This window comes from Kitasatospora sp. NPDC053057, from assembly GCF_044546945.1.
Classification (GTDB): Bacteria; Actinomycetota; Actinomycetes; order Streptomycetales; family Streptomycetaceae; genus Kitasatospora.
This window is the reverse complement of the sequence record NZ_JBITZP010000006.1, coordinates 104,722-116,812: the sequence shown is the minus strand read 5'-3', so window position 1 is coordinate 116,812 and position 12,091 is coordinate 104,722. Positions and strand designations below refer to the sequence as shown.

The 12,091-nt window shown below is 72.9% G+C and carries 10 protein-coding genes and 1 pseudogene; 3 read left to right on the top strand and 8 right to left on the bottom strand.

Translation table 11 applies throughout. The features are described 5' to 3' along the window. A pseudogene (locus ACIG5E_RS09405) lies at positions 1–2,317 on the bottom strand (hypothetical protein); the annotation flags it as partial. 473 nt (positions 2,318–2,790) lie between these two features. Beyond that, the gene (gene mce / locus ACIG5E_RS09400; protein WP_396532741.1) at positions 2,791–3,234 is read right to left on the bottom strand and encodes a methylmalonyl-CoA epimerase; all 444 of its coding nucleotides are present in this window, start codon (positions 3,232–3,234) and stop codon (positions 2,791–2,793) included. A 253-nt stretch (positions 3,235–3,487) separates the two neighbouring features. On the opposite strand from mce, the gene ACIG5E_RS09395 reads away from it, so the two are divergent. Together ACIG5E_RS09395 and meaB are read left to right on the top strand one after the other, a co-directional pair. Continuing rightward, on the top strand, positions 3,488–4,681 hold the full coding sequence (locus ACIG5E_RS09395) for an acetyl-CoA C-acetyltransferase (RefSeq protein WP_396532622.1): 1,194 nt from the start codon (positions 3,488–3,490) through the stop codon (positions 4,679–4,681). 75 nt (positions 4,682–4,756) lie between these two features. Further along, entirely contained in the window at positions 4,757–5,713 is a 957-nt protein-coding gene (meaB, locus tag ACIG5E_RS09390; protein ID WP_396532620.1) for a methylmalonyl Co-A mutase-associated GTPase MeaB, read from the top strand. A 126-nt stretch (positions 5,714–5,839) separates the two neighbouring features. Here meaB and ACIG5E_RS09385 read toward each other — a convergent pair whose 3' ends face one another. The 5 genes from ACIG5E_RS09385 to ACIG5E_RS09365 form a co-directional block, all read right to left on the bottom strand. Next, complete coding sequence (locus tag ACIG5E_RS09385) at positions 5,840–6,355, bottom strand: MarR family winged helix-turn-helix transcriptional regulator (protein ID WP_396532619.1); 516 nt, start codon at positions 6,353–6,355, stop codon at positions 5,840–5,842. Between the two features lie 40 nt (positions 6,356–6,395). After that, complete coding sequence (locus ACIG5E_RS09380) at positions 6,396–7,196, bottom strand: AIM24 family protein (RefSeq protein WP_396532740.1); 801 nt, start codon at positions 7,194–7,196, stop codon at positions 6,396–6,398. A 212-nt stretch (positions 7,197–7,408) separates the two neighbouring features. Continuing rightward, positions 7,409–8,059, bottom strand: coding sequence for an AIM24 family protein (locus ACIG5E_RS09375; RefSeq protein WP_396242352.1), 651 nt, complete (start codon positions 8,057–8,059; stop codon positions 7,409–7,411). Next, positions 8,059–8,697: an AIM24 family protein gene (locus ACIG5E_RS09370; RefSeq protein WP_396532617.1), complete on the bottom strand. Its 639-nt coding sequence runs from the start codon at positions 8,695–8,697 to the stop codon at positions 8,059–8,061. Before ACIG5E_RS09370 ends, ACIG5E_RS09375 begins: the two co-directional genes overlap by 1 nt. Positions 8,698–8,777: 80 nt before the next feature. Beyond that, positions 8,778–9,581: a DUF2127 domain-containing protein gene (locus tag ACIG5E_RS09365; protein ID WP_396532615.1), complete on the bottom strand. Its 804-nt coding sequence runs from the start codon at positions 9,579–9,581 to the stop codon at positions 8,778–8,780. Positions 9,582–9,830: 249 nt separating this feature from the next. On the opposite strand from ACIG5E_RS09365, the gene ACIG5E_RS09360 reads away from it, so the two are divergent. Beyond that, positions 9,831–10,142: a DUF3817 domain-containing protein gene (locus ACIG5E_RS09360; protein ID WP_396532614.1), complete on the top strand. Its 312-nt coding sequence runs from the start codon at positions 9,831–9,833 to the stop codon at positions 10,140–10,142. A 281-nt stretch (positions 10,143–10,423) separates the two neighbouring features. On the opposite strand, the gene ACIG5E_RS09355 is transcribed toward ACIG5E_RS09360, so the two are convergent. Next, on the bottom strand, positions 10,424–12,052 hold the full coding sequence (locus tag ACIG5E_RS09355; RefSeq protein ID WP_396532612.1) for a M4 family metallopeptidase: 1,629 nt from the start codon (positions 12,050–12,052) through the stop codon (positions 10,424–10,426). Between the last annotated feature and the right edge of the window lie 39 nt (positions 12,053–12,091).

Below are 12,091 nucleotides of genomic sequence, written 5' to 3'. Positions count from 1 at the left end.
CGCGCAGCTCGGCGGCGGCCTGCTCGGCCTGCTCGCGGGCGGCCCGGGCGCCGGCCAGCTGCTCGGCGGTCTCCTCGCGCTCGCGCTGCAGCCCGGCGGCGGCCTCCTCGTGCTCGCGCCGGCTCTCCTCGCGCAGCGCGTTCGCGGCGGCCTCGGCCTCGGCCCGGGTACGGGCGGCCTCGGTGTCGGCCTCGGTGCGCACCCGCTCGGCGTCGGTGACCGCGGCGTCCCGGACGGCCTTCGCCTCGGCCTGGGCGTCGGCGGTCAGGGCCTGCGCGGCGGCACTCGCCTCGGACCGCACCCGCTGGTCGAACTCGGCTGCTTCGCGCCGGAGTTCGGCGGTCTCGCGCTCGGCGGCGGTCCGGTTCTCGGCGGCCGCGGCCTTGGCGGCGGCCAGGGCGTCCTGGCCCTGCTGCTCGGCCGCGGTGGTGATCTTCTCGGCCTCGGCCCGGGCCCGGGCGAGGGTCTGCTCGGCCCGTCCCTGGGTCTCGGCGGCCTGCTCCTGGGCCTGCTCGCGCAGCCGCTCGATCTCCCCGGCCGCGCCCGCGCGCAGCTCGTCCGCGTCGGCCTTGGCCCTGGTGAGCAGCTCCTCGGCGTTCTTCGCCGACTCCTCGATCTGCAGGACGGCCTGGCGGCGGGCCTCGCTGCGGGACCGGTCGGCCTCGGCGGCGGCCTGGGCGCGCAGCTCCTCGGCCTCGGCCCGCAGCCGGGCCGCCTCGTCCTGCATCTGCTCGATCCGCTCGCGGATCGCGGCGGCGTCGTCCAGGGCGGCGTTCTGGGCCTGCTCGACGGCGGCCTGGGCCTGCTCGCGCAGCCGCTGGGCCTCGGCCCGGGCCTCGGCGCGGATCCGCTCGGCCTCGGTGGCGGCCTCGCCGCGCGCGGCCTCGGCGTCCTGGTTGGCCCGGCCGAGCACCTCCTCGGCGGTCTTGGCGGCCTTGGCGAGGTGGACGGTGGCGTCCTTGGCGCCGGCTGCCCGGCCCTCCTCCTCGGCCTCGCCGCGCAGCCGCTGGGCGTCGGCCTCGGCCTGCGCCCGCAGCTCGGCCACGTCCCGCTCGGCCTGGGTGCGCAGCTCGGCGATCGCGGCCTCGGCCTCGGCCTTCAGCTGGGCGGCGACCGACTCGGCGGTGGCCCGCAGCCGCTCGCCCTCCTCGGCGGCGGCGGCCTTGGCGGCGTCCGCCTCGGCCTGCCTGGTGGCTGCCTCGGCCCGAACGGCCTCGGCCTCCGCGCGGATCTTCTCGGACTCCTTGGTGGCCTGGGCGACCAGTCGGGCGATCTCGGCCCGGGCGGTCTGCGAACGCTGCTCGGTGGCGGCCTCGCCGTCGGCGACCTTGCGCTCGGCGGCGGCCTCGGCGTCGGCCTGGAGCTGCTCGGCGGCCTGCTCGGCCTGGGCGCGCAGCTCGGCGGCCTCCCGGCGGGTGCGTTCGGCCTCGGCGATCGCCTCGGCCCGCAGCCGCTCTATCTCGGTCTTCGCGGCGCCGAGCTGCTGCTCGGCGCGGGCCTGCTCGGCGGCGGCCTGCTCCTTGAGCCGGCCGATCTCGGCCTGTGCGGCGGCCAGCTGCTGCTCGGCGGCGGCATGGGCGGCGGCCAGCTCCTGCTGGGCCTGGCCGCGGGCGGCGTCCACGTCGGCGGCGGCCTGGGCGCCGGCCTGCTGGGCGTGCTCGGAGGCGGCGCGCAGCAGACGCTCGGCGTCGTTCTGGGCCTTCTGCAGGGCGGCCTCGGCGGCGGCCTGGGCCTCGCCGCGGGCGGCGTCCACGTCGGCGGCGGTCTGGGCGCGGGCATGGTCGGAGAGAGCGGCAGCCTCGGCGCGGGCCGCGGCGACCATCCGCTCGGCCTCGGCCCGGGCGTCCTGCAGCAGGCGCTGGGCCTCCTGCTCGGAGCCGGTCCGGGTCTGCTCGGCCCAGCCGTTGACGTGCTGCTCGGCGGAGCGGCGCAGCTCGGTGAGCTCCTCCTCCAGCTGGCGGCGGCGGGCGGTGAGCTCGGCCTCCAGCCGGGCGGTGCGCTCGGCGGCCTCGGCCATGATCCGCTGGGTGGCGGCCTGGGAGTCGCGCAGCTGGCGCTCGGCGTCCGCGCGCATCTGCTGGGCCTGCATCTCGGCGGTGCGGAGCAGCTGCTCGGCCTGGCCGGAGACGGCGTCGAAGGCGCGCGGCTGGGCGAGCATGCGCCGGGACTCGTGCAGCTTGGCCCGGAGCACCTCCACCTGGTAGGCGAGGTCCTCGGCATGCTCGACTGCCTTGTCCCGCTCCTTCCGAGTCCGACCCATCTCGGCCTCGAACTGGGAGAGGTGATCGTCAACCTCGTAGCGGTCGTTGCCCCGCACTCCGCGGTCCCATCCATCTCCTGGTCGCGTCCTCGACCGGGCCGGTCCGGGGCACCCGTGTCCGGGGTGCCGGTCCGACTGGTCCTTGCATCCGCGGCCACCGGACGACCCCCTGCCATGCCGGGGGCGTCCGCCGCGGTCGTCGGAGTCCTGGCCGCGGGAGCGCGGGGGTGCCGCGTTCCCCCGTCCGGGTGGACTCCTGGGCGAACTCTTGCCTGTGGAGAATGGTGACAGATCCGTCTTGCGACTGTTCAGCCGTGCCCGCGTACTGGACTCCCCTGCGACGGGCCGACCACCGGAGGGCGGACAGGCCTGTCATCGGCCGTGCCCGTCGCCTCCGTCCCCCGGATTCGTCGCGCACCTGGGCATTGTAGTGGGAGCGCAGTGCGGGGGAATGGCCACGTGGTGGTTTTCCGGCTGACGGACCAGGTTACTGACGGGTCGCTAGGGCCGGATTCCGGTGTTCGGTGGTTTCAGTGCCCTTCGTGCCCGGTGGGCTGGGCGGACGTGACCAGCTCGGTCAGTACCCCGCCGCAGTCCTTGGGGTGCAGGAATGTGATCCGCGAACCCATCGAGCCGATCCGCGGCTCGTCGTAGAGGACCCGGACGCCCTTGCCGCGGATGGCCTCGGCGTCGCCGTCCACGTCGGCGGTGCCGAAGGCGATGTGGTGCACACCCTCGCCGTTCTTCTCCAGCCACTTGGCGACGGTGGAGTCCGGCCGGGTGGGCTCCAGCAGCTGGAGGTACGAGGCGCCGCCGTCGTCCGTCCCGTTGATCCGGAGCATCGCCTCGCGGACGCCCTGCTCCTCGTTGACCTCGCTGTGGAACACCTCGAAGCCGTAGGTGGCGCGGTAGAACTCGACCGTCTTGTCGAGGTCTCGGCAGGCGATGCCGATGTGGTCGATACGGGTCAGCACGGCGACCTCCTGGGCGTGGACGGAAAGTGGCACCCAGTGCAGCGTACGGGCCCGAGCCCGCGCCAGTGCCGGACGTGCGAGCCTGCTCACACGCGGACTTTCACCCGGACGTTCACCCGGACCGTGTTGACACGGTGTTGACTGGATGGTGCCAGTGCGCTCGATCACACCGTCGCTCCGGTGACGGGCGGAAAACGGGTCAGTACCCTGAGCGCATCCTCACCTGGCCACGACGTGCGAAGGGGCCCGTCCCATGACCAACACCACCTCTGTGATCGTTGCCGGTGCGCGCACCCCGATGGGTCGCCTGCTCGGCTCCCTCAAGGGCTTCTCCGGCGCCGACCTCGGCGGCTTCGCGATCAAGGGCGCGCTGGAGCGGGCCGGGATCACGGGGGAGCAGGTCCAGTACGTGATCATGGGCCAGGTGCTGCAGGCCGGCGCCGGCCAGATCCCGGCGCGCCAGGCGGCCGTCAAGGCCGGCATCCCGATGAACGTCCCGGCGCTGACCATCAACAAGGTCTGCCTCTCCGGCCTCGACGCCATCGCCCTGGCGGACCAGCTGATCCGGGCCGGCGAGTTCGACATCGTGGTGGCCGGCGGCCAGGAGTCGATGACCAACGCCCCGCACCTGCTGCCGAAGTCCCGCGAGGGCTACAAGTACGGCGCGGTCGAGGTGCTCGACGCCATGGCGCACGACGGCCTGACCGACGCCTACGAGAACATCCCGATGGGCGAGTCCACCGAGAAGCACAACACCCGCCTGGGCATCCCGCGCGAGGTCCAGGACGAGATCGCCGCCGCCTCCCACCAGCGGGCCGCCAAGGCGCAGGCCGACGGCGTCTTCGACGCCGAGATCGTCCCGGTCGCCATCCCGCAGCGCAAGGGCGAGCCGGTGCTGTTCAGCCAGGACGAGGGCATCCGCGCCGACACCACCGTCGAGGGCCTCGCCAAGCTGCGCCCGGCCTTCACCAAGGACGGCACGATCACCGCCGGCACCTCCTCGCAGATCTCCGACGGCGCCGCCGCCGTGGTCGTGATGAGCAAGGCCAAGGCCGAGGAGCTGGGCCTCACCTGGATCGCCGAGATCGGCGCGCACGGCAACGTGGCCGGCCCGGACAACTCGCTCCAGTCGCAGCCGTCCAACGCGATCAAGCACGCGCTGGGCAAGGAGGGCCTGGAGGTCTCCGACCTCGACCTGATCGAGATCAACGAGGCCTTCGCGGCCGTCGCCCACCAGTCGATGAAGGACCTGGGCGTCTCCTCCGACATCGTCAACGTCAACGGCGGCGCGATCGCGCTCGGCCACCCGATCGGCATGTCCGGCGCCCGCGTGGTGCTCACCCTCGCGCTGGAGCTGCAGCGCCGCGGCGGCGGGGTCGGCGCGGCCGCGCTGTGCGGTGGCGGCGGCCAGGGCGACGCGCTGATCGTGCGCGTGCCGAAGGCCTGATCGACGCTCTGACCTCGGGGCTGCGGACCGCCACAAGTGGTCCGCAGCCCCTTCGGCATCCGCAAGGAGATCCTGATGATCGATGTCGCCACGCTGGTCGAGCAGGCCCGGGAGGGCCGGCCGCGGGCGGTCGCCCGGCTGATCACGCTGGTCGAGAACGCGGCCCCGCAGCTGCGGGAGGCGATGGCCGCGCTCGCGCCGTACACCGGCCAGGCCTACACGGTGGGGCTGACCGGCTCGCCCGGGGTCGGCAAGTCCACCTCCACCTCGGCGCTGGTCTCCGCCTACCGGCGGCTCGGCAAGCGGGTCGGGGTGCTCGCCGTCGACCCGTCCTCGCCGTTCTCCGGCGGGGCCCTGCTGGGCGACCGGGTCCGGATGCAGGACCACGCGACCGACCCCGAGGTGTTCATCCGCTCGATGGCCACCCGCGGGCACCTCGGCGGGCTGTCCTGGGCGGCGCCGCAGGCGCTGCGGGTGCTGGACGCGGCCGGGTGCGAGGTGATCCTGGTCGAGACCGTGGGCGTGGGCCAGTCCGAGGTCGAGATCGCCGCCCAGGCCGATACCGCCGTGGTGCTGCTGGCCCCCGGGATGGGCGACGGCATCCAGGCCGCCAAGGCGGGCATCCTGGAGATCGGCGACGTCTTCGTGGTCAACAAGGCCGACCGGGACGGCGCCGACGCGACCGCCCGGGAGCTCAACCACATGCTGGGCCTCGGCGAGGCCCGCGAGGCGGGGGACTGGCGCCCGCCGATCGTCAAGACCGTCGCGGCGCGCGGCGAGGGCGTGGACGAGGTGGTCGAGGCGCTGGAGAAGCACCGGGCCTGGCTGGAGGAGCACGGCGAACTGGCCGCGCGCCGCCGCCGCCGGGCCGCCCAGGAGATCGAGGCCATCGCCCTGGCCGAACTGCGCGCCCGGATCGGCGACCTCTCCGGCGACCGCCTGCTGGCCGGCCTCGCCGAACGCGTGGCGACCGGCGCCCTCGACCCCTACGGCGCAGCCGACGAACTCGTCGCCGGGCTGACCGCCGGCTGAGTACGGCGGCGCGCGGGGCTTCCCCTGCGGCCGCGCCGGGTTTCCCCTGCGCACGCGCCGGGTTTCCCCTTGCGCAGGAAGTCGGCCCGCCCGACTTCCTGCGCGGGAGCGAGGGTGCTCCAGGGGCTACGAGCGGCCGCGGAGGCCCCGGAGGTGGTCGGCGACGGGGGCCAGGGCCTCGTAGATGGCGTCGAGCTGTTCCGGGGTGAAGCGGTCGATGAAGTGGGCCCGGACGCTGCGGACGTGGTCGGGGGCGACCCGCTGCATGGTTTCCCAGCCCTGTTCGGTGAGGTGGGCGTAGAGGCCGCGGCGGTCGCCGGGGCACTCCTGGCGCAGCACCAGGCCGGCGTTCTCCATGCGGGTGATCTGGTGGGAGAGCCGGCTCTTCGACTGCAGGGTGGCCGTCGCGAGGTCGGTCATCCGCATCCGGTGGTCGGGGGCCTCGGAGAGCACGACCAGGATCTCGTAGTCGTTGATCGCCAGGTTGTGGGGCTGGAGTTCGCGGCTGAGCTGGTACTCCAGCAGCTTGGCGACCTCCAGATGGGCGCGCCACATCCGCTGCTCCCTGGCGGTCAGCCAGGGAGTCTCCTCCTCGGGCCGCGGGTCAGGGTTGTCCGCAGTGTCGATCGTGTGCGTATCCATGGGATCCAGCATACCCGATTTAGTTCAATCTTGTACAAGTTTACAGGCCGAAACGCCGTCCGAGTTCGCCCAGGTTACCGAGGCCCGGCGGGTTGGGGTGGTCGCCGCCGTGGCCCGGCTGGGCCGGGACCCCGCCGGCCGGGACGCCCGCCTCGGCGTCCACCCGGCCCACCGGCCGCTCGGCCATCAGCTGCTCGCTCGACTGCACCAGCACCTGCCCGGCGCCGACGAACTCGAACTGGTGCTCCTCGCCGGATGCGCCGCCGATGCCGGTCAGCCGCCGCAGGCCGCCGACCACCCCGTGCAGGTAGTCGTGGTCGTAGTGGTGGCACGGCGCCGGGCAGTCCGCCCAGCCGACCAGGGCCTGCGGGTCCACCCGGACCGGCGGCTCCACGAAGTGCACCGGCCCGTTGGAGGCGGCGACGAAGCGGCCGGTGCCGATCAGGGTCAGGAAGCCCGGGATGATCGACTGCTTGAGCCGCAGCGTCGGGTCGAAGGCGAGCAGGTTGCCGGAGCGGACGGTCAGGTTGCCGTCGTCCAGGTCGTAGGAGTTGAGGTCGTAGGCGCGGTCGGCCAGCAGTAGCTTGCCGCTGCCCTGGGCGACCACCCAGTCCGCCGCGTGCAGCGGCGAGTTGAAGTGCTGGCCGAGCACCCGGTCGACCATCCCGGCGCCGACGCCGCGGAAGGTGATGTCGCCGTAGTAGGCGACCATCTTGCCCTTCTGCAGGAAGTAGGAGCCGTTCAGGTCGACGGCGAAGGCGTACGGGTTGACGTTGTCGTTGGCCGGCAGGGTGCGGGCGTCGTACACCACCGGCCCATCGCCGCCGTGGGTGGTCGGCAGCGGGGCCTGCGGACCGCCGAACTGCTCCTGGGTGTACGGCGGTTGGGGCTGCGGCTGGTAGCCGAGCGGCGGAGGCGGGGGCGGGGGCGGCGGGTAGTCGGACGAGCGGCCGTAGCTCGGCGGCACCGGCGGCACCGTGAAGCCCGGCTGGGTCGGCTGGTCGTGCGGCGACTGCCCGTACGGTGGCTGCGGTGGCTGCGGCGGGTGGGACATCAGAGCTTCTCCTCGCTCGCCTGGACGTACACCGTGCCCTGTCCGGACAGCTCCAGCTGGAACGCCTCGCCCGAGCCGCGGCCGATCATCTCGCGCCAACCGATCGCCGTGGAGAGCTTGTTGCGCACCTCGCCGCGGTGCGCCACGTACGCCTGCGGGTCGACGTGCACCGACTGGCCGGGGGTGATCGGCAGCTCGAAGACACCGCCGTGGGCCATCACCGCGACCGAGCCGTGGCCCTCCAGCCGGGTGGTGAACAGGCCCTGCCCGCTGACCTGGCCGCGGACCATGCCCATCACCCCGCCCTGCGAGCCGAGGAACACGGTGGACTGCCGCAGCGTGCCCTCGAAGGCGAGCAGCCGGTCCGCCTCGACGAACAGGGTGTCGCCGGTCAGGTCGATCACGTGGACGTGGTGGCCGCCGTGGCCGAACATCACCCGCCCCTGGCCCTCGACGGTCATCAGCGGGGTGTCCTCGTTGGCGACCCGGCGGCCGATCATCGACATCACCCCGCCCTGACCGCCGGTGATGTTCGGGGTGAACCGGACGTCGCCGGTGTACCCGAGCATCGCCCCGCGCTGGCTGAACAACCGCTGCCCGGGCACCACCTGGGCCTCGACCATCTTCCCGTTGATCCGGGTGAAGCCCATCAGACGTCACCCCCGATGGTGACCTTCTCCGAGGGCTGGACGTACACCAGGCCCTCGCCGGTGAACTCGACCTGGACGGCCTCGCCGCCGCCCTCGCCGATCACCGTGGTCCAGCCCGCGCCCGACTTCAGGCTGCGGTGCAGGCTGCCGGTGTGCGCGATGTACGCGCCCGGGTCGACCCGCAGCGGCATGTCCTTGCCGACCCGCAGGATGACGGCCGGGCCGTTGGAGGTGACGGCGGCCCAGCCGTGGCCCTCCACCTTGGTGGTGAAGAGGCCGTTGCCCGAGGAGACGCCGTTCAGCCCGGTGAAGCTGGTGCCGGTGTGCAGGCCGGCCTCGGTGCAGAGCAGGTTGTCCGCCTCGACGTAGAGCGTCTCCCCGTCGAGGCGGACCAGGTTGATCTCGGTGGCCTTGTCGGCGAAGTAGCAGGTGCCCTGCCCCGTCACCTCCATGACGGCCATCCGTTCGCCGGTGAGCCTGCGGGCGACCATGCCCCGCAGGCCGTCCCCGCCGCCGGTCAGCTTCTTGAAGGTCATCTGGCCCGTGTAGGCGACCATCGAGCCGTGCCGGGCCTTGACGGCGTCGCCGCCCAACTCGACGGCGAGCACCCGCGATCCCTGGAGTCTGAACTGTGCCACGGCCGCAATCTAGCTTCCGCCGGGGCAGCCGGGCGAGAGGGCGCGGCCCAACCGGTACGGACCCGGGACAATCGTTCGGGTCAGGAGCGTGCGTGCGCCCCGTGGCCGTGGCCGGGGTGGGGAACGGTGCCGGCCGCCTCCTCGACCTCCAGCAGCGAGGCCGAGTGGCGCTCCGCCTCGAAGGCCACCACGCCGCCGCGCAGGCCGAACAGCCGCTTGGAGAGCATGATCCAGAGCACCGCCGCGATGTTCAGCAGCAGGGTGCAGATCTTCACCGCGCTGACGTGCTCGTGCAGCTCGTAGCCCTCCAGCGGCAGGAAGGCGGCGGTGGCGACCACGGTCAGGTACTCGGCCCAGCGCCGGCCCAGCCAGAGGCCGACCGCCTCGACGATCTCGATCAGCGCGTAGGCGATCATCGCGCCCGCGACGATCAGCAGGGTCTTCTTCTGGTAGCCGAAGGTCTTGCGGATCGTCTCGACGATCGGGGCGTGGTCGAGGTCCCAGTGGAAGTGGTCGGCGACCGGCTTGAAGACCGTCAGGTCCTCGTCGAAGACCCGCTGCACGGCCTCCTGGCTGTTGGAGAACTTCCAGACACCCCAGGCCATCAGGATGATGATCATGCCGCGCAGCACCCGCTCGACGGCCAGGAAGCGCAGGATGAAGAGGTCCCGCAGCGCCTTGCCGCGCGGCACCAGCGGGGCGTTCGCCGCCGGGCCGGAGCCGTGCGGGGCGCCGAGCGCGAAGTCGCCGCAGCGCAGGCAGCGCCAGGCGTCGCCGACGGCGGTGGCGGCGTGCAGCCGGGAGGCCAGCTCGGGCTCGGTCGGCGCGTAGGTGATGTGGCCGCGCTTGGCGCAGGTCCTGCGGTCCCAGTCGCGCTTGAACATGTGGTGAATACCCCCGTGTACGGTGCCGGTGGCGCCCGGTTCGGTGGGCGCGCGGGCAGCAGGATAGGGGGTACGGGCGACGCCCTGCTGCCCCCGGCCGGGTTCTGGCGCGCGGCTGTGACATCCGGCACGGTGGCCACCCCCGGCCCGGGGCTCGGACATGTGCTCGGTGATAATGGCCGGAAGGCTTGTGAGTCGCTTCACAAGCGTGCCCGCGCCGCCTCCGACCCCCGTATTGAGGTATCCAACGTGAACAGCAGCGCCGTCCACCGCCTGCGCCTGGTCTCCGCCCCCGAGGGGATCTCCTTCATCCTGCTGCTGATCTGCACGGCGTTGAAGTACACCACCAGCTTCAACGCCGTCCCGGTGCTCGGCCCTGTCCACGGGACTCTCTTCATCCTGTACGTGGTGTTCTGGATCCAGGCCTGGCAGACGCAGAAGTGGGACGCCAAGCGCGGCGTCCTGCTGTTCGTGCTCTCGGTGCTGCCGTTCGGCGGCATCTACGCGGAGCGGACCCTTGCCCAGGAGGAGCGTGGGGAGCTGCGGCCCGCCACCGCCTGACCCGCTCGCGTGGACGGTCGACAGGCTGCCACGGCCTCCTCTCCCAAAGGGCCGCGGCAGCCTGTCGCCGTTTCTTACCGGGAGTGGTCCGGTCGTGCCGGGAGCGGTTCGAGGGGTGGTCAGAAGCATGACAACAGTCGGCCGGGAAGAACAGGGCGCCCGCGGGGATTGGCCGGGAGTCGTCGGCCCGGGCGGGGGAGTCGTCGGCCCGGACATGGGTGGACGCCCGGGGCTTGCCCTCCAGCGGGGCCCCGGGCGTCCTGCTCACCGTGCGCCGTACGTCACTTGACGTTGACGGCGCTCCAGGTCGCGGCGACGGCGGCGTACTCGGCGCTGGTGGCGCCGTACAGGTCGGCCGCGGCCTTCAGGGTGCCGGTGCGGGCCGCCGCGTAGTTGGTGGTGGAGGTGAAGTAGGTGGTCAGCGCTCGGTACCAGATCGCGGCCGCCTTGTCCCGGCCTATCCCGGCGAGGGTGGAGCCGTTGGACGTCGGGCTGTTGTAGCTGACGCCGTTGATGGTCTTGGCGCCGCTGCCCTCGGCGAGCAGGTAGAAGAAGTGGTTGGCCACGCCGGAGGAGTAGTGGACGTCCAGGCCGCCGACCGAGGAGGACCAGTAGTCGGCCGAGCGGCCGTCCTTGGACGGCTGGTCCATGTAGCGCAGCGGCTTGCCGTCACCGTTGATGTTGATCTGCTCGCCGATGAGGTAGTCCGGCTTGTCGGAGGCCAGGTTGGCGTACCACTCGACCATGGTGCCGAAGATGTCCGAGGTGGCCTCGTTGAGGCCGCCGGACTCGCCGGAGTAGTTGAGGCCCGCGGTGGCGGAGGTGACGCCGTGGCTCATCTCGTGGCCGGCCACGTCCAGCGCGGTGAGCGGGTGGGTGTTGCCGGCGCCGTCGCCGTACGTCATGCAGAAGCAGCTGTCGCTCCAGAACGCGTTGACGTAGTTGGTGCCGTAGTGGACCCGGCTGACCGCGCCGACGCCGTCGTTCTTGATGCCGTTGCGGCCGAAGGTGTTCTTGTAGAAGTCCCAGGTGGCGGCGGCGCCGTACTGGGCGTCCACGGCGGCGGACTCCGGGTTGGAGACCAGGCCGTTGCCGAAGCTGTCGGTGGTGTTGGCGAACAGGGTGCCGCTGCCGGAGGTCTTGTTCTTCAGGTTGTAGGTCGCCTGGCCGCCGCGGGTGGCGTCCTTCAGCTGGTACGAGCTGCCGCTCTGGGTGGTGGTCAGCGGGACGGTGCCGACGAAGACGCCCTTGCCGCTGCCGGAGGCGGTCTGCACCTGCTCGTGGGTGGAGAGCACCTGGCCAGTGGCCGCGTCGGTGACCAGCAGCTGGCTGCTCGGGGTGCCGTCGGCGCGCAGGCCCTCGACGGTGGTCCGGTACGCCAGCCGCGGGTTGCCGTCGGCCGCCCAGACCACCAGGGCGGCGGTGCCGGTCTGCCGGACCTCGGTCAGCGGCGCCTCGTCCTCGTCGGCGGCGATGCCGACGGTGGACTGCACGGCGCCGGCGGCCTGGTCGGCGGCCTGGTCGGCGGGGATCTTCGGGGTGAGGCTGGGCAGCGCGAGCTGGGCGCCGACGGCCTTGTCCACCGCGGTGGTCGAGCCGTCCGCCTTCTGGTGCACCACCAGGTCGCCGCCCAGGACCGGGAGTCCGGCGAAGGTGCGCTCGTAGCGGAGGTGCCGGGTGCCGTCGGCGTCCACCACGACGTCCTTGGCCACCAGTTGCTCCTGGCCGCCCAGGGCGAGAGCGTGCGCCACCTTGGCGGCCTGGCCGTTCGCCTGGGCGATCAGGTCGGCGTGCTGCTGGGCGCCCCGGGCGTGCGGAGCGGGGTCGGCCTGGGCGGCGGCGCCCTGGACGACACCGGTCAGCAGGGCGGTGGCGGAGAGTACGGCGACTGCGGCGAGCTTTCGCTTCACGGACGAGTCCTTCCGGGAAACCGCGTGTGGGCGCGGTCG

Excerpts from the sequence above, each read along its gene's own strand:
- ACIG5E_RS09375 (WP_396242352.1), bottom strand. The coding sequence starts at position 8,059 with ATGGGCTTCACCCGGATCAACGGGAAGATGGTCGAGGCCCAGGTGGTG.
- ACIG5E_RS09365 (WP_396532615.1), bottom strand. The coding sequence starts at position 9,581 with ATGTTCAAGCGCGACTGGGACCGCAGGACCTGCGCCAAGCGCGGCCAC.
- ACIG5E_RS09395 (WP_396532622.1), top strand. The coding sequence starts at position 3,488 with ATGACCAACACCACCTCTGTGATCGTTGCCGGTGCGCGCACCCCGATG.
- ACIG5E_RS09385 (WP_396532619.1), bottom strand. The coding sequence starts at position 6,355 with ATGGATACGCACACGATCGACACTGCGGACAACCCTGACCCGCGGCCC.
- meaB (WP_396532620.1), top strand. The coding sequence starts at position 4,757 with ATGATCGATGTCGCCACGCTGGTCGAGCAGGCCCGGGAGGGCCGGCCG.